Source organism: Bradyrhizobium centrosematis, assembly GCF_045571495.1.
Classification (GTDB): Bacteria; Pseudomonadota; Alphaproteobacteria; order Rhizobiales; family Xanthobacteraceae; genus Bradyrhizobium; species Bradyrhizobium centrosematis.
In genome coordinates this window covers 131,695-156,219 of the sequence record NZ_CP120703.1, presented here as the reverse complement: position 1 = coordinate 156,219, position 24,525 = coordinate 131,695, and the positions used below count along the sequence as shown (strand labels likewise).

26 protein-coding genes are annotated in these 24,525 nt (G+C 65.4%); 10 read left to right on the top strand and 16 right to left on the bottom strand.

Features of this window, described 5'->3' with window-relative positions:
• The 4 genes from pyrF (at position 1) to P6U31_RS00710 (ending at position 2,843) form a co-directional block, all read left to right on the top strand.
• Complete coding sequence (pyrF, locus tag P6U31_RS00725) at positions 1 to 711, top strand: orotidine-5'-phosphate decarboxylase (RefSeq protein WP_407186402.1); 711 nt, start codon at positions 1 to 3, stop codon at positions 709 to 711.
• Between the two features lie 23 nt (positions 712 to 734).
• On the top strand, positions 735 to 1,046 hold the full coding sequence (locus P6U31_RS00720) for a DUF1330 domain-containing protein (protein ID WP_407186401.1): 312 nt from the start codon (positions 735 to 737) through the stop codon (positions 1,044 to 1,046).
• Between the two features lie 162 nt (positions 1,047 to 1,208).
• A complete protein-coding gene (dapB, locus tag P6U31_RS00715) occupies positions 1,209 to 2,024 on the top strand; it encodes a 4-hydroxy-tetrahydrodipicolinate reductase (RefSeq protein ID WP_407186400.1) in 816 nt (271 codons plus the stop codon).
• 195 nt (positions 2,025 to 2,219) lie between these two features.
• Positions 2,220 to 2,843 (top strand): 2,3-bisphosphoglycerate-dependent phosphoglycerate mutase, encoded by a 624-nt coding sequence (locus P6U31_RS00710; protein WP_407186399.1) that lies wholly within the window; start codon positions 2,220 to 2,222, stop codon positions 2,841 to 2,843.
• Positions 2,844 to 2,962: 119 nt separating this feature from the next.
• Here P6U31_RS00710 and P6U31_RS00705 read toward each other — a convergent pair whose 3' ends face one another.
• A complete protein-coding gene (locus P6U31_RS00705; RefSeq protein ID WP_128928711.1) occupies positions 2,963 to 3,859 on the bottom strand; it encodes a bifunctional helix-turn-helix domain-containing protein/methylated-DNA--[protein]-cysteine S-methyltransferase in 897 nt (298 codons plus the stop codon).
• Positions 3,860 to 3,913: 54 nt separating this feature from the next.
• On the bottom strand, positions 3,914 to 4,447 hold the full coding sequence (locus P6U31_RS00700) for a DUF2244 domain-containing protein (RefSeq protein ID WP_407186398.1): 534 nt from the start codon (positions 4,445 to 4,447) through the stop codon (positions 3,914 to 3,916).
• A gap of 22 nt (positions 4,448 to 4,469) precedes the next feature.
• Here P6U31_RS00700 and nth point away from each other — a divergent pair, with 22 nt between their 5' ends.
• Positions 4,470 to 5,237: an endonuclease III gene (gene nth, locus P6U31_RS00695; protein ID WP_407186397.1), complete on the top strand. Its 768-nt coding sequence runs from the start codon at positions 4,470 to 4,472 to the stop codon at positions 5,235 to 5,237.
• A 112-nt stretch (positions 5,238 to 5,349) separates the two neighbouring features.
• On the opposite strand, the gene P6U31_RS00690 is transcribed toward nth, so the two are convergent.
• The 3 genes from P6U31_RS00690 to P6U31_RS00680 all read right to left on the bottom strand — a co-directional run bounded on the left by P6U31_RS00690 (position 5,350) and on the right by P6U31_RS00680 (position 9,372).
• On the bottom strand, positions 5,350 to 6,090 hold the full coding sequence (locus tag P6U31_RS00690) for a sulfate transporter family protein (RefSeq protein ID WP_407186396.1): 741 nt from the start codon (positions 6,088 to 6,090) through the stop codon (positions 5,350 to 5,352).
• A 296-nt stretch (positions 6,091 to 6,386) separates the two neighbouring features.
• Complete coding sequence (gene nikR / locus P6U31_RS00685; RefSeq protein ID WP_407186395.1) at positions 6,387 to 6,833, bottom strand: nickel-responsive transcriptional regulator NikR; 447 nt, start codon at positions 6,831 to 6,833, stop codon at positions 6,387 to 6,389.
• Between the two features lie 82 nt (positions 6,834 to 6,915).
• A complete protein-coding gene (locus P6U31_RS00680) occupies positions 6,916 to 9,372 on the bottom strand; it encodes a heavy metal translocating P-type ATPase (protein WP_407186394.1) in 2,457 nt (818 codons plus the stop codon).
• 69 nt (positions 9,373 to 9,441) lie between these two features.
• Here P6U31_RS00680 and P6U31_RS00675 point away from each other — a divergent pair, with 69 nt between their 5' ends.
• Entirely contained in the window at positions 9,442 to 9,717 is a 276-nt protein-coding gene (locus P6U31_RS00675; RefSeq protein WP_407186393.1) for a metal-sensitive transcriptional regulator, read from the top strand.
• A 143-nt stretch (positions 9,718 to 9,860) separates the two neighbouring features.
• Here the strand turns inward: P6U31_RS00675 and P6U31_RS00670 are convergent, their stop codons facing one another.
• Positions 9,861 to 10,826 (bottom strand): YiiX/YebB-like N1pC/P60 family cysteine hydrolase, encoded by a 966-nt coding sequence (locus P6U31_RS00670; RefSeq protein ID WP_407186392.1) that lies wholly within the window; start codon positions 10,824 to 10,826, stop codon positions 9,861 to 9,863.
• A gap of 192 nt (positions 10,827 to 11,018) precedes the next feature.
• Here P6U31_RS00670 and P6U31_RS00665 point away from each other — a divergent pair, with 192 nt between their 5' ends.
• Positions 11,019 to 12,407, top strand: coding sequence for a flavin monoamine oxidase family protein (locus P6U31_RS00665; RefSeq protein WP_407186391.1), 1,389 nt, complete (start codon positions 11,019 to 11,021; stop codon positions 12,405 to 12,407).
• A gap of 258 nt (positions 12,408 to 12,665) precedes the next feature.
• On the opposite strand, the gene P6U31_RS00660 is transcribed toward P6U31_RS00665, so the two are convergent.
• The 6 genes from P6U31_RS00660 to rpmI all read right to left on the bottom strand — a co-directional run bounded on the left by P6U31_RS00660 (position 12,666) and on the right by rpmI (position 18,343).
• Positions 12,666 to 13,442 carry a sulfite exporter TauE/SafE family protein gene (locus P6U31_RS00660; RefSeq protein WP_407186390.1) on the bottom strand — a complete coding sequence of 259 codons (777 nt, stop codon included), beginning with the start codon at positions 13,440 to 13,442 and terminating at the stop codon, positions 12,666 to 12,668.
• Positions 13,439 to 15,847 carry a phenylalanine--tRNA ligase subunit beta gene (gene pheT, locus P6U31_RS00655; RefSeq protein ID WP_407186389.1) on the bottom strand — a complete coding sequence of 803 codons (2,409 nt, stop codon included), beginning with the start codon at positions 15,845 to 15,847 and terminating at the stop codon, positions 13,439 to 13,441. The genes P6U31_RS00660 and pheT overlap by 4 nt, the downstream gene beginning before the upstream one ends.
• Positions 15,844 to 16,308 (bottom strand): endonuclease domain-containing protein, encoded by a 465-nt coding sequence (locus P6U31_RS00650; protein WP_407186388.1) that lies wholly within the window; start codon positions 16,306 to 16,308, stop codon positions 15,844 to 15,846. The genes pheT and P6U31_RS00650 overlap by 4 nt, the downstream gene beginning before the upstream one ends.
• A gap of 71 nt (positions 16,309 to 16,379) precedes the next feature.
• Complete coding sequence (gene pheS, locus P6U31_RS00645) at positions 16,380 to 17,462, bottom strand: phenylalanine--tRNA ligase subunit alpha (RefSeq protein WP_407186387.1); 1,083 nt, start codon at positions 17,460 to 17,462, stop codon at positions 16,380 to 16,382.
• 240 nt (positions 17,463 to 17,702) lie between these two features.
• Positions 17,703 to 18,062 (bottom strand): 50S ribosomal protein L20, encoded by a 360-nt coding sequence (gene rplT / locus P6U31_RS00640; protein WP_128928695.1) that lies wholly within the window; start codon positions 18,060 to 18,062, stop codon positions 17,703 to 17,705.
• Between the two features lie 80 nt (positions 18,063 to 18,142).
• Complete coding sequence (rpmI, locus tag P6U31_RS00635) at positions 18,143 to 18,343, bottom strand: 50S ribosomal protein L35 (protein ID WP_008539890.1); 201 nt, start codon at positions 18,341 to 18,343, stop codon at positions 18,143 to 18,145.
• A gap of 275 nt (positions 18,344 to 18,618) precedes the next feature.
• Between rpmI and P6U31_RS00630 the strand changes: the two genes are divergently transcribed.
• Positions 18,619 to 19,017: a hypothetical protein gene (locus tag P6U31_RS00630; protein ID WP_407186386.1), complete on the top strand. Its 399-nt coding sequence runs from the start codon at positions 18,619 to 18,621 to the stop codon at positions 19,015 to 19,017.
• Positions 19,018 to 19,208: 191 nt separating this feature from the next.
• Here the strand turns inward: P6U31_RS00630 and infC are convergent, their stop codons facing one another.
• Entirely contained in the window at positions 19,209 to 19,748 is a 540-nt protein-coding gene (infC, locus tag P6U31_RS00625) for a translation initiation factor IF-3 (RefSeq protein ID WP_027574769.1), read from the bottom strand.
• Between the two features lie 251 nt (positions 19,749 to 19,999).
• On the opposite strand from infC, the gene P6U31_RS00620 reads away from it, so the two are divergent.
• Both P6U31_RS00620 and P6U31_RS00615 read left to right on the top strand, forming a co-directional pair.
• A complete protein-coding gene (locus P6U31_RS00620; protein WP_407186385.1) occupies positions 20,000 to 20,788 on the top strand; it encodes an alpha/beta hydrolase in 789 nt (262 codons plus the stop codon).
• Between the two features lie 178 nt (positions 20,789 to 20,966).
• Positions 20,967 to 21,434, top strand: coding sequence for a nuclear transport factor 2 family protein (locus tag P6U31_RS00615; RefSeq protein ID WP_407186384.1), 468 nt, complete (start codon positions 20,967 to 20,969; stop codon positions 21,432 to 21,434).
• A gap of 123 nt (positions 21,435 to 21,557) precedes the next feature.
• Here the strand turns inward: P6U31_RS00615 and P6U31_RS00610 are convergent, their stop codons facing one another.
• The 3 genes from P6U31_RS00610 to P6U31_RS00600 form a co-directional block, all read right to left on the bottom strand.
• Positions 21,558 to 22,355: an acyl-CoA thioesterase domain-containing protein gene (locus tag P6U31_RS00610; protein ID WP_407186383.1), complete on the bottom strand. Its 798-nt coding sequence runs from the start codon at positions 22,353 to 22,355 to the stop codon at positions 21,558 to 21,560.
• 142 nt (positions 22,356 to 22,497) lie between these two features.
• Positions 22,498 to 23,676, bottom strand: coding sequence for a tRNA epoxyqueuosine(34) reductase QueG (queG, locus tag P6U31_RS00605; RefSeq protein ID WP_407186382.1), 1,179 nt, complete (start codon positions 23,674 to 23,676; stop codon positions 22,498 to 22,500).
• 97 nt (positions 23,677 to 23,773) lie between these two features.
• Positions 23,774 to 24,466 (bottom strand): glutathione S-transferase family protein, encoded by a 693-nt coding sequence (locus tag P6U31_RS00600; RefSeq protein WP_407186381.1) that lies wholly within the window; start codon positions 24,464 to 24,466, stop codon positions 23,774 to 23,776.
• Positions 24,467 to 24,525 lie beyond the last annotated feature (59 nt).

The window sequence follows — 24,525 nt, the reverse complement described above, 5'->3', positions numbered from 1 at the left end:
ATGACGCCAGCCGAGATCGCTCCAAAGGACCGCCTGATCGTCGCGCTCGATCTGCCCAGCGTCGATGCCGCGGAGGCGACGATCGACCGTCTCGGCGACAGCGTCACCTTCTACAAGATCGGCTACCGCCTCGCTTATGCCGGCGGACTGCCGCTGGTCGGCAAGCTCGCCGACAAAGGCAAGAAGGTCTTTCTCGATCTCAAGCTGCACGACATCGGCAACACCGTGATGCAAGGCGTCGAGAGCATCACCAGGCTCGGCGCCACCTTCCTGACCGTGCACGCCTATCCGCAGACCATGAAGGGCGCGGTCGAAGGCCGCGGCAATTCGAGCCTGAAGATCCTCGCCGTCACGGTGCTGACCTCCTACAACGAGGACGATTTGCACGCGGCGGGTTATCGGCTCGGCGTCTCCGAACTGGTCGAGGCGCGCGCGCAGCAGGCGCAGGTGCTCGGCATCGACGGCCTGGTGTCGTCGCCGGAGGAAGCTGGCGCGTTGCGCAAGATCGTCGGCCACCAGATGAGTCTCGTCACCCCCGGCATTCGTCCGGCCGGCTCGGCGACCGGCGACCAGAAGCGCATCATGACGCCGGGCCGCGCAATCGCCGCCGGCGCCGACTATCTCGTCGTCGGGCGTCCGATCGTGGAAGCCGCCGATCCGAAGGCCGTCGCCGAGGCCATTCACGCCGAGATCGCGCAGGCGCTGGGCTAATCAACAACACAGGGAGAAGAACGATGGCAAAAGGCTACTGGATCGGACGCGTCGACGTGAACAATGAAGAGGGCTACAAGCCATACGCCGTCGCCAACGGTCCGATCTTCAAGAAATGGGGCGGCCGCTTCGTGGTTCGCGCCGGCAAGTTCACGACCGTGGAAGGCGCCAGCCGCACCCGCAACGTCGTGATCGAATTTCCCGACTACGAGACCGCGATCGCCTGCTACAACTCGCCGGAATATCAGGCCAACATCAAGGTGCGCCAGCCGCACTCGGTCGCCGACCTCATCATCATCGAAGGCTATGACGGCCCGCAGCCGCAGGACGGCTGAGGCGCCACACGACGTCATTCCGGGGCGGCATAGCCGAACCCGGAATCTCGAGATTCCGGGTCTGGTCCTTCGGACCATCCCGGAATGACGGCCGTGCTCATCCCCCTTCGGTTGCCGGAACTGCATCCCCCCGCTACAACGGCTCCCGAAGAGGATCACATCATGTCCGACATGCGCTTGATTGTTGCGGGGGCCGGCGGCCGGATGGGCCGTGCGCTGGTGCGGGCGATTGCCGAGAGCGAAGGGGCGGTGCTGGCCGGTGCGCTGGAGGCTCCCGGCTCGGAGCTGCTCGGCAAAGATGCTGGCGTGCTCGCCGGGCTGCCCGCCAATGGCATCAAGCTCTCGGCGGATCTCTGGGCGATGTCGAAGGAGGCCGACGGCATCCTCGATTTTACCGTGCCGGCCGCGACCATCGCCAATGTCGCGATCGCCGCCGAGCGGGGCATCGTCCATGTCGTCGGCACCACCGGGCTCTCGGGCTCCGACAACGCCGTGATCAAGAGCGTCACCAATCGTGCGGTCGTGGTGCAGTCGGGCAATATGAGCCTCGGCGTCAACCTGCTTGCCGCAGTGGTCAAGCGCGTCGCCAAGGCGCTCGACCAGAGCTTTGACATCGAGATCGTCGAGACCCATCACCGCATGAAGGTGGATGCGCCCTCGGGGACGGCGCTGATGCTGGGACAGGCCGCAGCGAGCGGCCGCGGCGTCACCCTCGACGAGCATTCCGAGCGCGGCCGTGACGGCATCACCGGCGCGCGCCGGCCGGGCAATATCGGCTTCGCCTCCTTGCGCGGCGGCACCGTTGCGGGGGATCACAGCGTCACCTTCCTCGGCCCGTTCGAGCGCCTAACGCTGTCGCACCAGGCCGAGGACCGCATGCTGTTCGCCCATGGCGCGCTAAAAGCGGCGCTGTGGGCGCATGGCAAGCCGCCGGGGCATTACTCCATGGCCGACGTGCTCGGCCTGTCTGACATCTGATGATCGCTCGCTGTAGCCGCGAGCCCGCTTCACCTCTCCCCAGCGGGGAGAGGTCGATTTGCGCAGCAAATCGGGTGAGGGGCTCAGGTACTTCGAGGGATCGCCTCCCCTCACCCGGCGCTACGCGCCGACCTCTCCCTATGGGAGAGGTTGGGCACCGCCAATGCCGCAACTCAGTTCAATACGGAAGGTAAAATGAGCGAACGTCTTCTCGTGCTCGTGCGGCACGGCCAGAGCGAATGGAATTTGAAGAACCTGTTCACGGGCTGGAAGGACCCCGATCTCACCGAGCTCGGCGTCAAAGAAGCCAAGGAAGCCGGTCGCAAGCTGAAGGCGCAGGGTCTGGTGTTTGACGTCGCCTATACGTCGGTGCTGACGCGCGCGCAACATACGCTCGATCTCATCCTGAGTGAGCTCGGCCAGACCGGTCTGCCGACCTCGAAGAATCTGGCGCTGAACGAGCGCGACTATGGCGATCTCTCCGGCCTCAACAAGGACGATGCGCGCAAGAAATGGGGCGAGGAGCAGGTGCTGATCTGGCGCCGTTCCTACGACGTGCCGCCGCCGGGCGGCGAAAGCCTGAAGGACACGCTGGCGCGTGCGCTGCCTTATTACGTGCAGGAGATCCTGCCCGGCGTGCTCAACGGCAAGCGCACATTGGTCGCCGCCCACGGCAATTCGCTGCGCGCGCTGATCATGGTGCTGGAGAAGCTGTCGCCCGAAGGAATCCTGAAGCGCGAGCTCGCCACCGGCGTGCCGATCATCTACCGGCTCAACGCGGATTCGACCGTGGCGTCGAAGCTGGACCTGGCGGGTTAGGCTTCGCCACACACGCGCAGCCGTAGGGTGGGTTAGCGCAGCGTAAGCCACCACACCTTTCGCCGCGGAACCAAAGAGGTGGGTTACGCCTTCGGCTAACCCACCCTACTCCATCTTGCCTACTGCACTCCCATCCGCCCGGCTTCCCAGCCCAGCATCGCCTGCTTGCGGGTGATGCCCCAATGGTAGCCCGTCAGCGTGCCGCTCTTGCCGAGCGCGCGGTGACAGGGCACGACGAACGAGACCGGGTTCTTGCCGACCGCGGCGCCGACGGCGCGCGAGGCCTTCGGGCTGTTGATGTTGCAGGCGATGTCGGAATAGGACACCGCGCGCCCCATCGGGATCTTCAGCAGCGTCTCCCACACCCGCACCTCGAAATCGGTGCCGATCAGCACCACGCGCAGCGGCTGGTCCGGCCGCCACAGCCTGGTGTCGAAGATGCGCGCAGCGAGCGGCGCGGTGCCTTCGTGGTCTTCGACATAGGTCGCGTTCGGCCAGCGCCGCGTCATGTCGGCGAGCGCGATCTTCTCTTCACCGTGGTCGGCGAAGGCAAGGCCCGACAGGCCGCGGTCGGTCGCGATCACGATGGCGGTGCCGAACGGCGAGGGGTGAAAGCCGTAGCGCAGCGTAAGGCCGGCGCCGCCGTTCTTCCATTCGCCCGGCGACATCGCTTCATGGGTGACGAAGAGATCGTGCAGCCGGCCGGGGCCGGACAGGCCGGAGTCGAGCGCGGCATCGAGGATGCTCGCGGAGTCCCGCAGCAAGCCCTTGGCATGGTCGAGGGTGAGCGCCTGCATAAAAGCCTTCGGCGTGATCGAGGCCCAGCGGCGGAACAGATGGTGCAGTTCGTCCGGCGTGACGCCGGCCGCATCAGCCATCGCCTCGATGGTCGGCTGCGCGCGCCAGTTCTCCGAGATGAAGGCGATTGCGCGGCGCACCGAATCATAGTCGCGCAACGCGGCGTTCTGGGGACCCGGCTTGGTCAGGCGCTGGTCATGTATGGCGAGTGTCATCATGGCCGGAAATGTAGGAGAGGGGCGGCCGGGAAACCACCCGATTTCCGACCCGATTCAGCTGATCGGATTGTAGGTCGGGCCGCGCTTGGCGGCATTCAGCGCCTCTACCAAGCCTTTGTAAAAACTTGCTTTTTCTTCCGGCCCCAGGAAGCGGGCAATCTGGATCTGGTGGCCGCGCGAGATCAGGTAGAGATGCTCGATGCCGAAATCCTCGTCGACCTCCATGTCGAGGCGGACCCAGAGCGGATTGAAGGTCCATTCGGCGACCTGGCCGCGATGGCTGATGCGCCTCACGCGCAGTTCGGACGCAGTGACCGTGATCTCCTCACGCGCTCTAGCAGTACGGAAATTGGCCTTGAACGCCCACCACACCACCAGCACGTCGAGGCCGAAAAAGCCGAGCACCGGCCAGGCGCCCTTCATCAGGAAGGCGAGGCCGGTGGCAAAGCTGACGACGCTCAGGAACAGCATCACCGCGAGAAAGCCGGTGCGGTTCAACGAGCGGTGCGGCGTCAGCAGCGCGGAAAAGATCTGCACCTCGCGGGGATCTACAGCGTCCTTGCGTTCAATTTCGTTGCCTGTGCTCATCGTCCCTCAGTATATCCCGATCATGGCGAAAATCACCCGCAAGCCGGCGCCGCGCAAAGCGCCCGTGCCGAAGAAAAAGGCGAAGGCTGCCACGGCGAAGCCCAAGCCTGCCAGGACAACGGCTCCGGCGAAGAAATCGCTGAAAGCGACGAGACCCTGGACGCCCGCCGAGGTTCACGAAGCCTTCAGCCGCTTCCGCAAAGCCAATCCGGAACCGAAAGGCGAGCTCGAGCACGTCAATCCGTTCACGTTGCTGGTGGCGGTGGTGTTGTCGGCACAGGCGACCGATGCCGGCGTCAACAAGGCGACGCGCGCATTGTTCGAAGTCGCCGACACGCCGCAGAAGATGCTTGATCTCGGCGAGGAGCGCTTGCGCGACTACATCAAGACCATCGGCCTCTATCGCACCAAGGCCAAGAACGTGATTGCGTTGTCGGCGAAGCTGCTCAGCGAGTTCGGCGGCGAGGTGCCGCGCACGCGCGCCGAGATCGAGTCGTTGCCCGGTGCCGGCCGCAAGACCGCCAATGTCGTGCTCAACATGGCCTTCGGCGAGCACACCATGGCGGTCGACACCCATGTCTTCCGTGTCGGCAATCGCACAGGACTTGCGCCCGGCAAGACGCCGCTGGAGGTCGAGCTCGGCCTGGAAAAGGTGATCCCGGCCGAGTTCATGCTGCATGCCCATCATCGGCTGATCCTGCACGGCCGCTATACGTGCCTCGCACGCACGCCGCGCTGCGAGGTCTGCCTGATCAACGATCTCTGCCGGTGGCCGGAGAAGACGGTCTGAGACGGCGCCGCTAAAGCATGATCCGGAAAAGTGCGAAGCGGTTTTCCGGAAAGATCATGCGCAAGCAATAACCCAAGCCGCGGTAACGGTTCGTGCAAACTTCATCGCGTCGTTAGCGCAGCTGCCGCGCCGGTTCGATCAGCTCGGGCCGCGGGCCCGACAGCCGCTTGTGCATGTGGACCATGAAGGCCATGCCGAAGATCGGCGTCGCCAGATTGACGATCGGGATCGAGACGAAGGCGGCGATGAACAGGCCGGCGGTGAAGATGGTCGCGGCGTTGTCGCGCCGCATCGCCTTGGCTTCCTCCGGCGGGCGGAAGCGCATCGCCGCCAGCTCGAAATATTCACGGCCCAGGAGCCAGGCGGCGGCGAGGAAGAAGATCAGGAAACCGGCGCCGGCGAACAGCACCAGCGGCAGCGCCGCAAGATAAACCAGGATCGTCAGCAGCGCGGTCTTGATGCCCTCGAGCATCGCCTGGCTGAACGGTAGCGCAAGGCCCGGCCGCTCGGCGGGATAATGCTCACGCTCGACGATGTCGGCGACGTCGTCCACGAACAGGCTCGCCACCAGCGAGGTGATCGCGGGCATCAGGAAAATGCCGCCGAACACGACGCCGAGGCCGGCCGCGATCGAAACGATCCAGGACAGGACTTCGAGCGAAGAGTGCCAGCCCGGCCCGAGCAGGCCTTCGAGCCAAACCTCGCCGGAGGTCGCAAACCAGCTCAAGAGCCGCTGCAGGCCGATCGCCAGCACGGTGATCAGCACCAGCGCCAGCCCGATCGATCGCCACAGGATCGAGCGCATCGGCGGCGCGACCATTTGCGACAGCGCCTTGAAGGCGGCATCCAGCATGAAAGACCCTCTCAGGTAGACAATGCGCGAGACGTAGAGATGCAATGTGGCTTCGGCAAGGGCAGGGGGCCGCTGCGAAGGTCGTGCAAACGCCGCGCGAGCTCTTGCTTACCCTCCCCTGGAGGGGGAGGGTCGGCTCACATTGAGCGCAGCGAAATGTGAGACGGGGTGGGGTGATCTCTCCCCACGGGCACTGTTTGACGCGGAGAGACCGTCACCCCACCCCGCTCGCGCTACGCGCGATCGACCCTCCCCCTCCAGGGGAGGGTAAGAGCGCTACTCTCTCCTGAAGTAGCCTACTCGTGCCGGTGCCCGTGCTTGCGCGCCTTCGCCGGCTTGCCCTCGCCGGTCGGGATCATCACCACGCGGCCGTAGCGCACGCCGCGCTCGGCGATGATGTGGTCGGCGAAATGCTTGACCTCATCCGCGGACCCCTTCAGCGCCGTCATCTCCATGCAATTGCTCTCGTCGAGATGGACGTGCAGCGTCGCCAGCGCGAGGTCGTGATGGCCGTGGAATTCCTGAACCAGGCGCTTGGAGAGATCGCGGGCGGCGTGGTCGTAGACATAGACCAGGCCGGCCACGCATTGGCCGGTCTGCGCGGTGTCCTCGGTGGATTGCTGCAGCCCGGCGCGGGCGAGATCGCGGATGATCTCGGAGCGGTTCTGGTAGCCGCGCGCCTCGGCCGCGGCATCGATCTCCGCCAGGAGATCGTCCTCGATCGTGATCGTGATCCGCTGCATCAAATGCTCCCGTAGGTCTTGCCTGCGTCCCGCGAACCGTAGCCGGGATGGCGCAGAGCGCAATCCGGGCCGCACGGTGTCCTCACAGCCGCGTCGCGCGCAAGCGCAGCGCATTGCCGACCACGCTGACCGAGGACAGCGCCATCGCGGCCGCCGCGATGATCGGCGAGAGCAACAGGCCAAACGCCGGATAGAGAATGCCGGCCGCGATCGGGATGCCGGCGGCATTGTAGATGAAGGCGAAGAACAGGTTTTGACGGATGTTGCTCATGGTCGCCTGCGACAGTTTTCGCGCCCGGACGATGCCGACGAGATCGCCCTTCAGCAGGGTGACCCCGGCGCTCTCCATCGCGACGTCCGTGCCGGTGCCCATGGCGATGCCGACCTCGGCAGCGGCCAGCGCCGGGGCGTCGTTGACGCCGTCGCCGGCCATCGCGACGATACGGCCGGCTTTTTGCAGCTTGGTCACCACCGCGCTCTTCTGATCCGGCAGCACCTCGGCCTCGACATCGGCGATGCCGAGCCGGCGCGCCACCGCTTCCGCCGTGGTGCGGTTGTCGCCCGTCAGCATGATCACCTTGATGCCTTCGGCCGCGAGCGCCTGCAGCGCCTCGGGGGTCGAGGCCTTGACCGGATCGGCGATCGCGAACAGGCCGGCCAGCCGGCCATCGACCGCCATGTTGATCACGGTGGCGCCGTCGCCGCGCAGCCGTTCGGCCTCGGCATCGAGCGGCTTGGTGTTGATGCCGATCGACGTCAGGTATCTTGCATTGCCGAGCACGACGGTCTTGCCGTCGACCTTGCCGGTCGCGCCCTTGCCCGTCGGCGAATCGAACTGCTCGACCTGGCCGAGCGTGAGCTGCTTCTCCTTGGCCGCGCGCACGATGGCGTCCGCCAGGGGATGCTCGCTGGCGCGTTCGACGGTGGCCGCCAGGCGGAGGATATCGTCTTCCGCAAAGCCGGAAGCCGGTACGATCGTCACCACCTTGGGCTTGCCCTCGGTCAGCGTGCCTGTCTTGTCGACCACCAGCGTGTCGATTTTTTCCATCCGCTCCAGTGCCTCGGCGTTCTTGATCAGCACGCCGCCTTGCGCACCGCGGCCGACGCCGACCATGATCGACATCGGGGTCGCAAGTCCGAGCGCGCAGGGGCACGCGATGATCAGCACGCTGACCGCGGCGACGAGGCCGAAGGCGAGCCGCGGCTCCGGTCCGAACCAGGCCCAGGCGGCAAAGGCGGCAATCGCGACGACGATCACGGCCGGCACGAACCAGCCCGCGACCTGATCGGCCAGGCGCTGGATCGGCGCCCGCGAACGCTGCGCATCCGCGACCATCTGCACGATTTGCGACAGCAGCGTCTCGCGCCCGACCTTGTCGGCGCGCATGATGAAGCTGCCCGACTGGTTCAGCGTGCCGGCGATGACCTTGGCGCCGGTTTCCTTGGTGACCGGCATGGATTCGCCGGTGACCAGCGACTCGTCGAGCGAGGAGCGGCCCTCGAGAATGACACCGTCGACCGGCACCTTCTCACCGGGGCGAACGCGCAGGCAATCGCCGGCATGGAGGGTATCGATCTCGACCTCGTGCTCGCTGCCATCGGCATCGACGCGGCGCGCGGTCTTCGGCGCAAGTTGCAATAGCGCCTTGATTGCGCCAGAGGTCGCATCGCGTGCGCGCAGCTCCAGCACCTGGCCGAGCAGCACCAGCACGGTGATGACCGCGGCCGCCTCGAAATAGACCGCGACTGCGCCTTCATGACCGCGGAAGGTGGCGGGGAAGATCTGCGGCGCGACCGTGCCGAGGACGCTGTAGATATAGGCTACGCCGGTGCCCATCGCGATCAGCGTGAACATGTTGAGGTTACGCGTCAGCAGCGATTGCCAGCCGCGGACGAAGAACGGCCAGCCGGCCCACAGCACCACGGGCGTTGCGAAGACGAGCTGGATCCAGTTCGACAGCGTCTGATCGATCCAGCTATGGGGGCCTGCGAGATGGCCGCCCATCTCCAGCACGACAGGTGGCAGCGACAGCACGCCGCCGATCCAGAACCGCCGCGTCATGTCGGCAAGCTCGGGATTGGGACCGGTCTCCAGGCTTGCGACCTCAGGCTCCAGCGCCATGCCGCAGATCGGGCAGGTGCCCGGACCGACCTGGCGGATCTGCGGGTGCATGGGGCAGGTGTAGATCGTGCCCGCGGGCATCTCCGGTTCGGGCGCCTTGTCCTTGGCGAGATATTTCGCGGGATCGGCGGCGAACTTGGTGCGGCAGCCGGCCGAGCAGAAATGGAAGGTCTCGCCGTGATGCTCGAAGCGATGCTTCGAGGTCGCGGGATCGACGCTCATGCCGCAGACGGGATCCTTCACCTTGGTCGCGGCGTCACCGTGATCGTGGCCGTAGTGATGGTCGTGGCCGGCATGACCGCCGCAGCACGAGGAAGCCTCGGGCTTGGCCGCCGCTGCAGCTTTCGTGGAACAGCCGCACCCGGAATGCGTTTGCGCGCCGTGACGATGCTCGTGCTCGTTGTTGTTTATTGCCATGTTCCGGCCTTTGCGTCTGGTCCCATACCTGGACTTGCAACCCATACCCGGTACGGGTATATAGACCCCATGCGCAAGGACATCAAGGCATCTGTCGGAAAACGTCTCGGCCGGATCGAGGGCCAGGTTCGTGGCCTCTCGAAAATGGTAGAGGAAGACCGCTACTGCATCGACATCGTCACGCAGATCTCGGCGGTGCGCGCCGCACTGCGCCGTGTCGAGGAGGAAGTCCTGAAGGACCACGTCGCCCATTGCGTCGAGCACGCCATCGCGAGCGGCGACAAGACCGACCAGCGCGCGAAGATCGCGGAGCTGATGGCGGTGATCGGCCGGGCGGAGCGGTAACGCGCGCTCTCTCCACCGTCATTGCGAGGAGCTCTTGCGAAGAAGCAATCCAGACAGTCACCGTGGTAACCGTCTGGATTGCTCCGCGGAGCCTGTCGTGGGGCCGCGCTTCGCGCCTTTGCCCACTCTACGAGACGGCGAATCTAAGCCGTCATCTCCTGCGACCGCGCGCGAACCCTCGCGAGTTCGCTCAGCTGCACGAAATGCTCGCAGAACGTGGCGCTCATCCCCGCAGCCTGCGCACTCACTTCTTCAGCCGGAACTTCAGGCGACGCCTCTTGGTCAATCGCTTCAGGAACGAGCGGCGGCGCACGGAGCGTTTCTGGAAACACACTGAACGTGCCCGCCACCTCCTCGAGCGGCTTCTGCTTGTCGGCCCAGTGCAAGGCTGTGTAGTCGAACCCGTGCACGATGGTGGGTTTGACGACTTCGAAATAGGGCGAGATGTCGAAGTCGCGGGGCATGTAGAGCGAGGAATCGCGGATGTGCAGGATCTCGCGGCGCGCGGCGCGGCTGCCGGCCTTGGTGATCTTCGGCAGGATCGGGTAGCGCACTGCGTCGAACGCCTGCGCGATCAGCGCCGAGCAGATGATCTTGGTCGGATCGCCCGAGCCGATTGCGATCATGCGCCGGCGCCAGCGCTGCGGGACCGGCAGCGGGAACAGGTAGCGCATGAGATCGATGATGTTCTTGGTGTCGTAGCCGAAGCCGATGCGGTTGATCGCATAGCGGCAGACCGTGGTGCGGTCCTCGTAGGACAGCCCGACCGGGCGGCAGAGGCGGGTATGATACGGGAAATATTTCGAGAGCGGCGCCGAGGTGACGCCTTCGCCGATGTTGGCCTCGATCAGCACGTGCGGCTCACCGTCGGGCTCCTCGGCGCCCTCGACCGGGCCGACATAGAGCGCGGCATGCGACCAGGTCGACTGCGTCAGATATTTGATGATGCCGGAGATACGGTTGTTGCCCTCGACCAGCAGCACGTCGCCGGGCTCGATGACGCCGCGCAGATGCTCGGGGTCGCTCGGCGTGAACGGCTCGTAGCCCGGCACCTCCTTGGAGAGGTACGCGGCAATCAGCTTGCCGACCGAATCTAGGACCGTCCCCATTTCAAACTCCCCCCACGGCCTTTGCCGGCCGTCTTTTTTCCTTCTCTATCATGGTCGAAACGTGTTGCAATTCGGTTCATCAGTTCGTGAGGTCAAGCACGATTGATTCACCATGATGGTTGCCGTGCAACATCAGATGCGGCAAGGTTCGCTGACTGTTCCTCTCCGCCGCAAGCCCTCGGAAACCATGACATGACAATCACGCGCCGCGGTTTCCTCATCGCGTCGGCGGCTCTCGCTGCGATGCCGGCCCCGCGCGCAAACGCTGCTAACGCGCCGCGCGAGGCCGACATCGTCGTGATCGGCGCGGGCGCTGCGGGAATTGCCGCGGCGCGGCGCATCATGGCGACTGGCCGCAAGGTGGTCGTGTTGGAAGCGGCGCCCCAGATCGGCGGCCGCTGTCTCACCGACAGCACGACCTTCGACACGCCGTTCGACCGCGGTGCGCGCTGGATGCACAATCCCGACACCAATCCGATGATCCGGCTGGCGCGCAGCGTCGGGCTGGACGTGCTGCCCGCGCCCTCCGGCCAGAAGATGCGCATCGGCCGCCGCAACGCACGCGCCGGCGAGACCGAGCAGTTTCTGGCGGCGCTGGTGCGCGCCAACCGCGCCATCGACGAGGCCGCGCGCGCCAAGCTGGATACCTCTTGCGCGTCGGTGCTGCCGAAGGATCTCGGTGACTGGGCGGGCGCGGCCGAGTTCCTGCTGGGCCCTAGCTTTGCCGGCAAGGACCTGAAGGAGCTGTCCGCGATCGACAAAGGGCGCGCGCAGGACCGTAACGCGGCGATCGCCTGCCGTCAGGGCCTCGGCACGCTGATTGCGAAACTGGGCGAGCAGGCGCCGGTGGTGCTGTCGACGCCGGCGAGCCGCATCGCCTGGAGCAACCGCGACGTCAGCGTGGAGACGCCAGCCGGCAAGATCGCCGCGCGTGCCGCCATCGTCACGGTCTCGACCAACGTGCTGACATCAGGCGCGATCAAGTTCGCGCCCGACATTCCCAAGCGCACGCTGGATGCGGCCGCCAAGCTCGGCCTCGGCAGCTACGATCGCATCATGCTGCAATTGCCGGGCAATCCGCTCGGCCTGTCGCGCGACGATATCCTCATCGAGCAGAGCAACTCGACGCGCACGGCGCTGATGTTCGCCAATATCGGCGGCTCCTCGCTCTGCTCCATCGACGTCTGCGGCGCGTTCGGCCGCGATCTGTCCGAGCAGGGCGAGAAGGCGATGGCTGCCTTTGCCCGGGAATGGATCACCAAGCTGTTCGGCAGCGAGGCCGCTTCCGCCGTGCAGAAGACCAGCGCTACGCGCTGGAACGCCTCGCCCTACGTGATGGGCGCGATGTCGGCGGCCTCACCCGGCGGACAGCTCTCGCGAAAGGTCCTGGCCGAGCCGATCGGCAACATGTTCCTCGCCGGCGAAGCCACCCATGAGACGCTATGGGGCACCGTCGACGGCGCCTGGGAAAGCGGCGAACGCGCCGCGGACGCCGCCCTGCGCAAGATCGGCGCGCTCAAGGACGAGCCCGCCGACGTGCCGACACAGTCGACGAAGAAGCGGCGCGTAAGGCCGCAGTAGCGGCAAGAACTCGAGGGCGATGGCTCAAGCTCGATCGACGCCCCGAAATAGGTGCGTTCCCTCCCACCTTGTGGGGGAGGGCTAGGGAGGGGGGTAGCTCAGCAAAAGGTGCCGATTGCGATGATGCGCTAAGGGCGAGGTGCGCGACGCAGAGAATCCCCGTGTGGCACCCCCTCCCTGCCCCTCCCCCATAAGGGGGGAGGGAACGGAAAGAGCGCTGCTCTTGACCGAACTCAATTCGATCTCAGCGCATCCCGCTCAATCTCGGCGCAACACCCCGTCCAACGCCGGCAATCCAAAGATCACCGCCATCGCGATCAGCGCATAGCAGATGCCGCGAAACACCTTTTCGCTGGCGCGGCCGAACAGCGAGGCGCCGAACGCGACGCCGAGCGCATAGACCGGGCCGACGACCAGCGACAGCACCAGCGACTCGCGGCTGATCAGGCCGGTGGTCGCGTAACTGATCATCGAGAAGAAATCCGACGCGCCGAAGAACAGCACGATGTTGGCGCGCGCGACGATCGGCGCGATCGGGCGGCCGAGCCAGTAGCCGACGATCGGCGGCCCGCCGGTCTGCGCGAGGCCGCTGCAGAAGCCGGAGAGGCCGCCGATGCCGACCGAGAGCCAGGCGTGGTCCCTGCCGCGGTAGCGCCAGCCGGACAGCAGCAGGAGCAATAGCGCGGCGACGAAGCCGGAGATGATCCAGCGCGTGGTGACGGGTTCGAGCACGCTGAGGAAATAGGTGCCAAGGGGAACGCCGACCAGCGCGCCCAGCACGATCACGGCAGTGGCCTTGCGATCGGCCTTGCGCCAGGCATCGGGCAGCAGCGGTGCGGCTGCGACGAAATCGATCACGAGCAGCAGGGCCGCGACCAGCCGCGGCGCCGCCACGCTGCTCGCGAGCGGCATGAAGATCAGCGCCGAGCCGAAGCCGGAGAAACCGCGCGCGGTGCCGGAAACGAAGGCGACGGCGCAAAGCGCCATCGCAACAGTAAGGCTGACGTCCTTCGGCAGGAAGTCCGCGGCTGTCATCCCCGCAACGTGCCGCCGGTCTTCTTCGTGACCTCGGCCACGATCTTGGCGGCCACGGCCTCGATCTCCTGGTCTGTCAGCGTCTTCTCGCGCGGCTGGATCGTCACCGCGATCGCGATCGACTTCTTGCCATCGTCGATGCCCTTGCCCTCGTAGACGTCGAAGACGTTCACGCCGGTGATCAGCTTCTTGTCCACACCGAGCGCAGCACGCACGATGTCGCCGGCCTTCACGGTGCGATCGACGATGAAGGCGAAGTCGCGCGACACCGGCTGGAAGGCCGACAGCTCGATCACGGGCTTGGCGCGGGTCGGCTTCTTCTTCGCTTCGGGGATGCGGTCGAGGATTACCTCGAACACCACCAGCGGGCCGTCGGCGCCGAGCGCCTCGAGCGCTCTGGGGTGCATTTCGCCGAAAGTGCCGAGCACGTTCTGCGGCCCGATCTGGATGGTGCCGGAGCGGCCGGGATGCAGCCAACCCGGTCCGCCGGCGACGATTTGCAGCGCCTGCATCGGCGCGCCGGCCGCGGCCAGAACGGCCAGCGCATCGGCCTTGGCGTCGAACACATCGGCCTGCGCCGAGCCGGTCCAGTGCCGTCCGAGGCCTTCCGTTGCAGCAAAGCCGCGGCGCACGCCGCTCGCGGCCATGAACTGATCCTGCGGGCGGTCGCCCTTGAAGACCTGGCCGACCTCGAACAGCGCGACATCGCTCACGCCGCGATTGGCGTTGGCCTGAGCTGCCGCGATCAGGCCTGCCAGCAGGGTCGGCCGCATGTCGGAGAGATCCGAGGCGATCGGGTTGGCGACCTCGAGCTCGCGCTGGCCGCCGCCGAACAGCTTTGCCGCAGACTTCGTGATGAACGACCAGGTCACCGCTTCGACCATGCCGCGGCTCGCGAGCGCGCGCCTGGCGCGGCGGGTGCGCAGCTGAAGCGGCGTCAGCACCGGCTTGCGCGCGTCCTCGCCGCGCTCGAACGGCGTCATCGGCACCTTGTCGACGCCAAAGATGCGGACGATCTCCTCGACGATGTCGGCCTTGCCGTGCACGTCGGAGCGCCACGACGGCACCGCCACCTTCACCACGGGGCCCGGACCCGCCATCATGAAGCCGAGATGGGTCAGGATGCGCTTCATCTCGACCTGCGGCACCTCGATGCCGGACAGACGCTTGACCTCGGTGACCGGGAATTCGATCACGCGGTCGTCGCCGAAGGACTTGCCGACCACGACGGTCTCGGACGGCGTGCCGCCGCACATCTCCATCACCAGCTTGGTCGCGAGCTCCAGCCCCGGCACCATGAAGGCCGGATCGACGCCGCGCTCGAAGCGGTAGCGCGCGTCCGAATTGATGCCGAGCTTGCGGCCGGTCTGGGCGATGTTGATCTCGTTCCACAGCGCCGATTCGATCAGCACGTCAGTGGTGTTCTCGTCGCAGCCCGAGGCCTCGCCGCCCATGATGCCGGCCAGCGATTCGACGCCGTGCTCGTCGGCGATCACGCAAATGGCGGGATCCAGATCGTAGGTGCGGCCATCGAGCGCGAGCAGGCTCTCGCCCTCGCGGGCGCGGCGCACGACAAGATTGCCCTTCACCTTCTTGGCGTCGAACACGTGCAGCGGCCGCGCGCGGTCGTAGGTCATGAAATTGGTGATGTCGACCAGCGCGTTGATCGGACGCAGGCCGATCGCGGTCAGCCGCGTCTGCAGCCATTCCGGCGACGGTCCGTTCTTGACGCCGCGCACGAGGCGAAGCGCGAAGCCCGGACAGAGCGTTGCATCCTCGACCGTGACCTTCACCGGGCACGGGAATTCGCCCTTGATCGGCTTGATGGTGGGGTCCTTGAACTTGCCCATATCGGCCGCGGCGAGGTCGCGGGCGATGCCGTGCACGCCGGTGCAGTCCTGGCGGTTCGGCGTCAGATTGATCTCGACCACGGGATCGCCGAGCGCGGCCCATTCGGCATAGCCCGCGCCGATTGGCGCGTCCGCCGGCAATTCCATGATGCCGTCATGGTCGTTGGAGATCTGTAGCTCGGCTGCCGAGCACAGCATGCCGCGGCTCTCGACGCCGCGAATGGTGCCGACGCCGAGCGTGATGTCCTTGCCGGGAATATAGGTCCCGGGCGGCGAGAACACGCTGACGAGCCCCGCCCGCGCATTCGGCGCGCCGCACACGACCTGCACCGGCGCACCGCCGTCGCCGGTATCGACCATGCAGACGCGCAGGCGGTCCGCATTCGGATGCTGCTCGGCCGAGATCACCTTCGCAATGGTGAAGGGCTTCAGCGCCTTCGCCTTGTCCTCGATGTTCTCGACCTCGAGTCCGATCATGGTGAGCTTGTCGGCGAGCTTGTCCAGCGGCTCGTCGGTCTCGAGATGATCCTTCAGCCAGGAGAGGGTGAATTTCATGGCTGCTTGCCTCGGCTCTTGTCGGTTGAATTGCTGTGGTCGGTGTCAATGTTCCCTCCCCCCTTGTGGGGGAGGGTCAGGGAGGGGGGTGAGCCGCGGGCTCCGGCGGAAGCTGCCTGGCGGATCGCCTCAACAACCCCCTCGAGATTCGTCATCACCTGCTCATTGGTGAAACGCAGAATCTGAAAGCCTTCGGCTGCGAAGAAAGCGTCGCGACGCTGATCTTTCTTCTGAGGTTCGTCGAAATCATGGGATTCTCCATCTAGCTCAATGATGAGCTTTGAGGAGAAGCACACGAAATCGGCGATGTAATTTCCAATCGGAGTCTGACGTCGGATGCCGACACCATCCATGCGATTGGCCTTGAGGTAGCGCCACAGCAGTGTTTCGGCACGCGTCATCGCTCGGCGAAGCTGTTTCGCCCGGCTGCGCTGACGCTCGCTTACGACTGCGTGGGGCATCCGCGGCTACCCCCCTCCCTGACCCTCCCCCACAAGGGGGGAGGGAACGGAGAGAGCTTTCGTGTGGCCGATCACGTGCTCAATCCCCCCGCGAGCGTCGGCACCTCCAGCGGCTTGAAGCCGTAATGGCTCAGCCAGCGGACGTCGCTCTCGAACAGCTGGCGCAAATCGGCGATGCCGTATTTCAGCATGGCGATGCGGTCGATGCCCATGCCCCAGGCGAAACCCTGGTACTCGTCGGGATCGATGCCGCAGGCGCGCAGCACGTTGGGATGCACCATGCCGCAGCCCAGGATCTCGAGCCAATCCTCGCCCTCGCCGAAGCGGATCTCGCCCTTGTCGCGGCGGCACTGGATGTCGACTTCCAGCGACGGCTCGGTGAACGGGAAGAACGAGGGGCGGAAGCGCATGTTGATGTGGTCGACCTCGAAGAACGCCTTGCAGAACTCGTGCAGGATCCATTTGAGGTGGCCGAGATGCGAGTGCTTGTCGATGACGAGGCCTTCGACCTGGTGGAATTGCGGCGTGTGGGTCGCGTCCGAATCGATGCGGTAGGTGCGGCCCGGGCAGATCACGCGGATCGGCGGCTTCTGGCTCAGCATGGTGCGCACCTGCACCGGCGAGGTGTGGGTTCGCAGCAGCATGCGCGAGCCGTCCTGCTTCGGATGGAAGAAGAACGTGTCGTGCATCTCGCGCGCGGGATGGCCCTCGGGGAAGTTCAGCTTGGTGAAATTGTAGTCGTCGGTCTCGATATCAGGGCCTTCGGCGACCGAGAATCCCATGTCCGCGAAGATCGTGGTCAGCTCGTCCCAGACCTGGCTCAGCGGATGGATGCGGCCGGCGTCAGTCGGCGCATCGCGCAGCGGCAGCGTCACGTCGATCGTTTCCGACGCGAGCCGCGCATCGAGCGCCGCCGACTTCAAGACGTCGCGCCGTGCGGCGAGCGCCTGGGTGACCTCGTCCTTGGCCTGATTGATCGCCGCGCCCTGCGTCTTGCGCTCGTCGGGCGACATCTTGCCGAGCGTTGCGAGCAGCGCGGAAATCGAGCCCTTCTTGCCGAGGGCTGCGACACGCACCGCTTCGAGCGCGGCCTCGTCGGCGGCGGCGGCGATGTCGGCGATGATCCGGGCTTGGAGCTGAGCTAGATCGGTCATGGCAATCCCTTTTGGCCAGGATGCTGAGCCGATGATCCTAGCCCGTTACGCCCGGCCCAAAAGCACGAAGCGCGTCTTCGCGTCAGATGCGCCGGGCTTCCGCGTCGGAGAAGTGTTTGCGTAAGTGACGAAAGCCGGGGCAGTGAGGCGAGACGCGCCTCTGCCCGGGCCATCACAAGCTGAGCGCTGCGCAGAGCACAGCGGAGGACGGCTTACGCCGCCAGCGCGGCCTCGGCCGTATTACGCCGCAAGGGCGGCCTTGGCCTTCTCGGCGATCGCCTGGAACGCGGCGGGCTCGTGGATCGCGAGATCCGACAGCACCTTGCGGTCCACGGTGATGCCCGACTTGGCAAGGCCGTCGATAAATCGGCTGTAGGTCAGGCCGAACGGACGAACGGCAGCGTTGAGGCGCTGGATCCAGAGCGCGCGGAAGGTGCGCTTGCGACGCTTGCGGTCGCGGAAGGCGTATTGCTGGGCCTTCTCCACGGCCGGCTTGGCGGCGCGGATGGTGTTCTTGCGGCGGCCGTAGAAGCCCTTGGCGGCCTTGTAGACTTTCTTGTGCTTGGCGTGGGCGGTCACACCGCGTTTGACGCGAGACATGACGAATATCCTTCAGAGATGACTTCGGTTTCGGATCGCCGCGCGAATGCGGCGCGACATGGCAGTGATCGTGGACGCGATCAGGCGTTCGGCAAGAAGTACTTCTTGACGTTGTCGCCGTCGGTCTTGAACAGCACGCGGGTGCCGCGGAGCTGACGGATCTGCTTCTTCGTCCGCTTGATCATGCCGTGACGCTTGCCGCGCTGGGCGTGCATCACTTTGCCGGTGGCAGTCACCTTGAAGCGCTTTTTAGCGCCCGATTTGGTCTTCAGCTTGGGCATTTGGCTCTCCTAATGGCCATAGAGATCCGCCCGCGAAGGCGGCTGGCCGTCAAAAATGCTCGTCTAGAGCGTTGATTGTGCTCAGGTTTTTGCGAACAAGCGCGAAACCCGCACGAAACACCGCCACGGCAGCCCGTAAATCAGCCGGGCGATGAAGGCTGGGCTTATGACAGAGGACGGGCCAATTGGCAACGATGAACCGCCGAAACCGCCCTGCCGACTATTGAAGGTTGCTACCTTCATGTCCAAGCCTTGTCGCCCGAAGCAGGTCCAAAATGGCCCATTTCCCGCAATCTCTCTCTTCGCTTTTCCCCCGTCCGCGCCATCTGGCGCTGGTCGCCGTGCTCGCCGCGGCCGCGCTGCCGTCAACGGCCGAGGCCCGCGCCGGCGGCTATGACGGCATCTGGAACGTCACCTTCGCCACCACCCGCGGCAATTGCAGCTCGGGCTACAGTGTTCCCTTCACCGTCACAGGCAACCGCGTCTCGTCGGCCGGCGGCGGCCGGGTCTCGGGCAGGGTCAACCGCTCCGGCGCTGTGGCCGTCCAGGTCTCGGTCGGCGCCTCCCATGCCAGCGGCGGCGGCCGCCTCGCCGGCGTGAACGGCGCCGGGTCGTGGAGGGGCATCATCTCCGGCGACCAGTGCAGCGGCACCTGGCAGGCGACGCGGAGCTAGTCGTCACGACGGCGGTGTGCTCCCTCCTCCGCCTGCGGGGGAGGGTTGGGGAGAGGGTATCTCCGCAACGGGATAGTCTCCGAGAGGAGAGAGCCCTCACCCGGCGCTTCGCGCCACCCTCGCCCCAAAAAAAACGGCCCGCCGGAGATCCGGACGGGCCGTTGAACTCTTGCAGTCCTAACGAGCTGTTGTCAGCGCGGCGCCAGCACCATGACGACCTGGCGACCTTCGAACCGGGCATCCTGCTCGACCTTGGCGAGCTCGGCGACGTCGGTCTTGATCTTGTCCAAAAGCTTGGTGCCGATCTCCTGGTGCGCCATTTCGCGGCCGCGATAGCGCAGCGTGATCTTGACCTTGTCGCCCTCTTCGAAGAACCGCTGCATCGCGCGCATCTTCACGTCGTAATCGTGATCGTCGATCATCGGACGGAGCTTGATCTCCTTGATCTCGACGGTCTTCTGCCGCTTGCGGGCTTCCGCGGCCTTCTTCTGGGCGGAATACTTGTACTTCCCGTAGTCCATGATCTTGCAGACGGGAGGGCTGGTATTCGGCGAAATCTCGACCAGGTCCATACCGACTTCCTGCGCCATGCGGATGGCGACGACAGTCTCGACCGTACCTTTGTTCTCACCGGTTTGGTCGATCAGCTGGATCTGCGCATTGCGAATATCATCATTGATGCGCGGCCCGTCTTTGCTGGCAGCGGGCGGAGCTTTATTAGGACGGCGAATGGGTGGTTCTCCAAAGTTGTGAAAGAAGCGGCTATTTTGAAGGAAGATGCGTTTGCCGGCAAGCAAGTCGCTGGTGCGAGGCGCGAAAAACCCTCAAATGCGAGGCATTTTGGTCACGGCCCTCGGCACGCTGACCGACATAGACACCTTGCCTCTGTTCCGCAAGCGTCCCAATGGACCAATACCGATACCGATCGTGCTTTCGGAACAGGTCCAGACAGCTCAAACCGCACAGCCAGAGTAAACGTTCCATGACCGATGCAATCCCCGATGCCGCGCTTGAGTTCATCGATGTGGGCCAAGGGCCGTCCGCACGCAGGATCGCGGTGCGACGCCGTCCTGGAAAAGGCCCGGGCCTGGTCTGGCTGGGCGGATTCAAGTCGGACATGCAGGGCGGCAAGGCCATAGCGTTGGATGCCTGGGCCTATGAGCGCGGCCGTGCCGTGGTCCGGTTCGACTATTCCGGCCACGGCGAATCCAGTGGCGATTTCGCCCAGGGAACCATCGGCAGCTGGCTCGAGGATAGTGTCGCGGTGTTCGAGCGCTTCTGCGATGGCCCGCAAATCCTGATCGGCTCCTCCATGGGCGGCTGGATGGCGCTGCTGCTCGCGCGCGAGATCAAGAAGCGTGCCGACAAAGCCTCGCTCGCGGGCCTGGTGCTGATCGCGCCGGCGCCCGATTTCACTGAAGAGCTGATGTGGAAGAATTTCTCGCCCGCGGTGAAGAAGGAGATCGAGACCAAGGGCTTCTGGCTGCGTCCGTCGGAGTATGGCGACGGCTCGCCCTATCCGATCACGCGGAACCTGATCGAGGAGGGGCGCAACCACCTCGTGCTCGGCAGCGCCATCGATCTCGGCTGTCCCGTCCGCATCCTGCAAGGCGCGCAGGATCCCGACGTGCCCTGGCAGCACGCCTTCGCGCTGACGCATCGTCTGCCGGCCGACGACGTCGTGCTGACCATGATCCAGGACGGCGACCACCGCCTCTCCCGCCCGCAGGACATTGCGCGCATCCTTGCCGCGGTCGCCGAGATCGGGTGAGCTTGTTCTTCTTCCTTCTCCCCTTGTGGGCGAAGGTGGTGCGAAGCGCCAGATGAGGGGTTCTTTCCACGAACTCGATTCGCGGAGGCAACCCCTCACCGGAGCGAATGCGTGTCAACGAGCGGAGCTGCCCTCTCCCACAAGGGGGAGGGGGCACAACAACCGGGAGGGCAATCCAATGACCACCACCGCCATGCTGCGCGCCTTCTGCGATGCGGTCGAGCAGCGCAACGGCAAAGCCTTTGCCGAGCTGTTCACCGAGGACGGCGTCTATCACGACGTGTTCTACGGCGCCTTCGAAGGTCGCGAGAACATCGCGGCGATGATCGACGACTGGTTCTATCGCACGGCGACCGACTTCCGCTGGGACATGCACGACCCCGTGTCGGACGGCACCACGCTCTATGCGCGCTATACCTTCAGCTACAGATCAACACTGCAGGAAGCAGGCGGCGCGCGGGCGATGTTCGAGGGCGTCGCGATCATGACGCTGAAGGGCGGCAGGATCGCGAGCTATCATGAGGTCGCCAACACCGCGCCGGCATTCGTCGACCTGAAATTCGCGCCGGAACGGATTGCGAAGATCGTCGCCAAGCAGGGCGCCGAGCTCAAGGCGCGGCCGGAGATGCAGCGGCATCTGACCTAACCGTCATTCCGGGGCGCGCGAAGCGCGAACCCGGAATCCATTTCACCTCTTCGCCTGCGGTCCGATGGATTCCGGGTCTGCGCCTGACGGCGCATCCCGGAATGACGAACGGAGAGAGGCGCGTTACCGCTTCGACGGATTCACCATCGGCTTGCGCTGTGCGAGCGCTGCGACCGTCGCAGTGCCGATCGGGCCCGCTTCGTCATAGAGCCAGCATTCGCCGATCGCGACGCCGTCGGTGGCTTGGTGGTTCACCACCTCGAAGCCGATCCACTCCGTCACCGGCAGGCGGTGCAGGTAGATCGTCACGTCGCTGTTGATGTAGCCGAGCCCCTTGTCGCCGGCATTGGCAAACGGGCTGGCGAAATCGGCGCCGGTGGCGACATGGACGAATGGCGTCATCGGGGCGCCCGCAACGAGCTCGCGCACCTCGCTCATCCAAAGCCGGCGCGGACCGAGCGAGCCCATATGGCCGACGATGGGGCGCGTCGCCCATTTGCCGTTCATGCCGAGCCTGGGATCGGTCGGCTTGGGAATGTCGGCCGGCTTCGGCGCATCCCAGTTTGGTGGCGACCAGACATTGCCGTCGGGATTCTGCGTCTTGCGCAGCAGCTGGCAGGAGGCGCGCGCCATGCTGACGCCGCCGGAAACGAACTCCGCCTCGACCACACGGATGCGCAGACCGTCGCGCACGAGCCGCGTTGTCACCTCGATCGGCTTGTCGATGGTCGGCAGCCGGAACATGTCGACGGTGAGCCGTGCCGGCACGAAGTCGGGACCGGAATGGCGCTCCTCGATGGCAAAGCCGAGCAGGCCGACGATGACGCGACCGTGCAGCGATTTCGGATCCCATGGACCGTTGGCCACTTCCGTCGGATGGAATGTATCGCCGTCGCGCGTGAAGAAAGGCATGTTTGTCATGACGCGCGACTTTGCGGGAACGGATGGGGAAATCAAGGTCCACGATCCTCATGGTGAGGAGGCGCGAAGCGCCGTCTCGAACCATGCAGGCCCCGCTGCGGCAGCTCGGCCTCGATCCTTCGAGACGCCGCTGCGCGGCTCCTCAGGATGAGCGGCCAGCAGTGCTTTCTGCCTGCCACTCCTCACGAACGCTCTCGTCGTGCTCGAGTCCGAGCGCGTGCAGCCTCATCACCGCAAACTCGTTCCGCTCCACCAACCGGCCCAGCGCCCATACCGCTGCCCCGCGCACCAGCGCGCTGGCGTCACCCAGCAATCGCCGCGCCTCGTCGGCCAGCGCCACATCGCCCGAGTTGCCGATCGCAATCAGCACGTTGCGCAGGAATCGGTCGCGGCCGATGCGCTTCACCGGCGATTTCGTGAACAGCGCACGGAACGCGGCGTCGTCCAGCCGTGCGAGCTCAGCGAGCGACGGCGCGCGCAATTCGTCACGCGCGGCGAGCTTGGCCTCGCGGCCCGCCTGCGCGAACTTGTTCCAGGGACACGCCGCGAGGCAGTCGTCGCAGCCATAGATGCGATTGCCGATGGCCTTGCGAAACTCGCGCGGGATCGGTCCCTTGTTCTCGATGGTGAGATAGGAAATGCAGCGCCGTGCATCGAGCTTGTAGGGCGCGGGGAATGCCGCGGTCGGGCAGATGTCGAGACAGGCCCGGCACGAGCCGCAATGGTCGATCTCGGCAGCGTCGCGCGGCAGCTCCAGCGTGGTGTAGATCGCGCCGAGAAACAGCCACGAGCCGAACTCGCGCGAGACGAGGTTGGTGTGCTTGCCCTGCCAGCCGAGACCTGCGGTCTGCGCCAGCGGCTTTTCCATCACCGCCGCAGTGTCGACGAACACCTTCACGTCCGCCGGCGCGGTCGCGACCAGCCAGCGCGCCAGCGCCTTCAGCCGCTTCTTGATGATATCGTGATAGTCGTCGCCCTGCGCATAGACCGAGATCGCAGCGTGGGTGCGCTGCCTGAGAATTGCGAGCGGATCGGAGTCGGGACCGTAATTGACGCCGAGCATGATCACGCTGCGCACGTCGGCCCACAGCCCGCGCGGATCGACGCGCCGTTCCGGCTGCGCGGCAAGCCAATCCATGTCGCCATGGCCGCCGGAGGCGATGAAGTCGAGGAAGTATTTTCCGGCGGTCTCGATCGTGCCGGGCGCGGTGATGCCGATACAGTCGAAGCCGAGCGCGCGCGCCTGCTCTTCGAGCGCGGTGCGCAACCGATCTGTGTCTGTGTCGATGTTGCTCAATGCATCCACACTCGACGTCGTCATGGCCGGGCTTGTCCCGGCCATCCACGTTCTTGTGTAGCCCTCTCCAAGACAGAAAGAACGTGGATGCCCGGGACGAGCCCGGGCATGACGCTCACCTTCAGAAATCCAGGTCCACGTAAGTCCGCGACGCCGGCACGCCGGCCAGCCATTCGCTCAGCAGCGGACGGAACGACGGGCGGGATTTCACCCGCGCGTACCACGCCTTTGCTGCGTCGTCCTCGCTCCATGGCACGTCGCCCAGATAGTCGATCGCCGAGAGATGCGCCGCGGCGGCGAGATCCGCGTAAGTGAGCCGTTCGCCGGCGAGGAAATTGCGCGTCTGCGCCAGCCAGCCGATATAGGCCAGATGATAGCGCACATTGGCCTTGGCGGCGCGCATCACGTCGGCCGAAGGCGGTCCGCCGCCGTTCTCCTCGCTCATGAAGCGCTTGTAGATGCGCTCGGTGACGAGGGGATGCGAGACCTCCTCGAAGAACTTTTCATTGAACCACGCCATCAGCCGGCGCACCTCGACGCGCTCGGCAACGGTCTCCGGCATCAGGCGCTTCACGCCCATCCCGGAGCCATAGGCCTCGTCGACATATTCGGCGATGATGGCCGCGCCCGGGATCGGCGGCTGCTCGTCGTCCACCATGACCGGCGTCGTGCCCGCCGCGTTGAGCAGCAGAAACGCCTCGCGCCGTTCCCAGCTGCGCTCCTCGACCAGCTTGAGGTCGAGCCCGTATTCGCCCGCGATCAGGCGGATGAAACGCGAATGCGGACAGAACGGATGATGAAACAGCGTAAACATGAAGCCTTTGACTATTTGATGGTGCTTAAGAATCCATCAATGTTTGTGCGGCGCCACAC

Coding starts and splice junctions, on each gene's coding strand:
- pyrF (WP_407186402.1), top strand. CDS start 1: ATGACGCCAGCCGAGATCGCTCCAAAGGACCGCCTGATCGTCGCGCTC.
- P6U31_RS00720 (WP_407186401.1), top strand. CDS start 735: ATGGCAAAAGGCTACTGGATCGGACGCGTCGACGTGAACAATGAAGAG.
- dapB (WP_407186400.1), top strand. CDS start 1,209: ATGTCCGACATGCGCTTGATTGTTGCGGGGGCCGGCGGCCGGATGGGC.
- P6U31_RS00710 (WP_407186399.1), top strand. CDS start 2,220: ATGAGCGAACGTCTTCTCGTGCTCGTGCGGCACGGCCAGAGCGAATGG.
- P6U31_RS00705 (WP_128928711.1), bottom strand. CDS start 3,859: ATGATGACACTCGCCATACATGACCAGCGCCTGACCAAGCCGGGTCCC.
- P6U31_RS00700 (WP_407186398.1), bottom strand. CDS start 4,447: ATGAGCACAGGCAACGAAATTGAACGCAAGGACGCTGTAGATCCCCGC.
- nth (WP_407186397.1), top strand. CDS start 4,470: ATGGCGAAAATCACCCGCAAGCCGGCGCCGCGCAAAGCGCCCGTGCCG.
- P6U31_RS00690 (WP_407186396.1), bottom strand. CDS start 6,090: ATGCTGGATGCCGCCTTCAAGGCGCTGTCGCAAATGGTCGCGCCGCCG.
- nikR (WP_407186395.1), bottom strand. CDS start 6,833: ATGCAGCGGATCACGATCACGATCGAGGACGATCTCCTGGCGGAGATC.
- P6U31_RS00680 (WP_407186394.1), bottom strand. CDS start 9,372: ATGGCAATAAACAACAACGAGCACGAGCATCGTCACGGCGCGCAAACG.
- P6U31_RS00675 (WP_407186393.1), top strand. CDS start 9,442: ATGCGCAAGGACATCAAGGCATCTGTCGGAAAACGTCTCGGCCGGATC.
- P6U31_RS00670 (WP_407186392.1), bottom strand. CDS start 10,826: ATGGGGACGGTCCTAGATTCGGTCGGCAAGCTGATTGCCGCGTACCTC.
- P6U31_RS00665 (WP_407186391.1), top strand. CDS start 11,019: ATGACAATCACGCGCCGCGGTTTCCTCATCGCGTCGGCGGCTCTCGCT.
- P6U31_RS00660 (WP_407186390.1), bottom strand. CDS start 13,442: ATGACAGCCGCGGACTTCCTGCCGAAGGACGTCAGCCTTACTGTTGCG.
- pheT (WP_407186389.1), bottom strand. CDS start 15,847: ATGAAATTCACCCTCTCCTGGCTGAAGGATCATCTCGAGACCGACGAG.
- P6U31_RS00650 (WP_407186388.1), bottom strand. CDS start 16,308: ATGCCCCACGCAGTCGTAAGCGAGCGTCAGCGCAGCCGGGCGAAACAG.
- pheS (WP_407186387.1), bottom strand. CDS start 17,462: ATGACCGATCTAGCTCAGCTCCAAGCCCGGATCATCGCCGACATCGCC.
- rplT (WP_128928695.1), bottom strand. CDS start 18,062: ATGTCTCGCGTCAAACGCGGTGTGACCGCCCACGCCAAGCACAAGAAA.
- rpmI (WP_008539890.1), bottom strand. CDS start 18,343: ATGCCCAAGCTGAAGACCAAATCGGGCGCTAAAAAGCGCTTCAAGGTG.
- P6U31_RS00630 (WP_407186386.1), top strand. CDS start 18,619: ATGGCCCATTTCCCGCAATCTCTCTCTTCGCTTTTCCCCCGTCCGCGC.
- P6U31_RS00620 (WP_407186385.1), top strand. CDS start 20,000: ATGACCGATGCAATCCCCGATGCCGCGCTTGAGTTCATCGATGTGGGC.
- P6U31_RS00615 (WP_407186384.1), top strand. CDS start 20,967: ATGACCACCACCGCCATGCTGCGCGCCTTCTGCGATGCGGTCGAGCAG.
- P6U31_RS00610 (WP_407186383.1), bottom strand. CDS start 22,355: ATGACAAACATGCCTTTCTTCACGCGCGACGGCGATACATTCCATCCG.
- queG (WP_407186382.1), bottom strand. CDS start 23,676: ATGACGACGTCGAGTGTGGATGCATTGAGCAACATCGACACAGACACA.
- P6U31_RS00600 (WP_407186381.1), bottom strand. CDS start 24,466: ATGTTTACGCTGTTTCATCATCCGTTCTGTCCGCATTCGCGTTTCATC.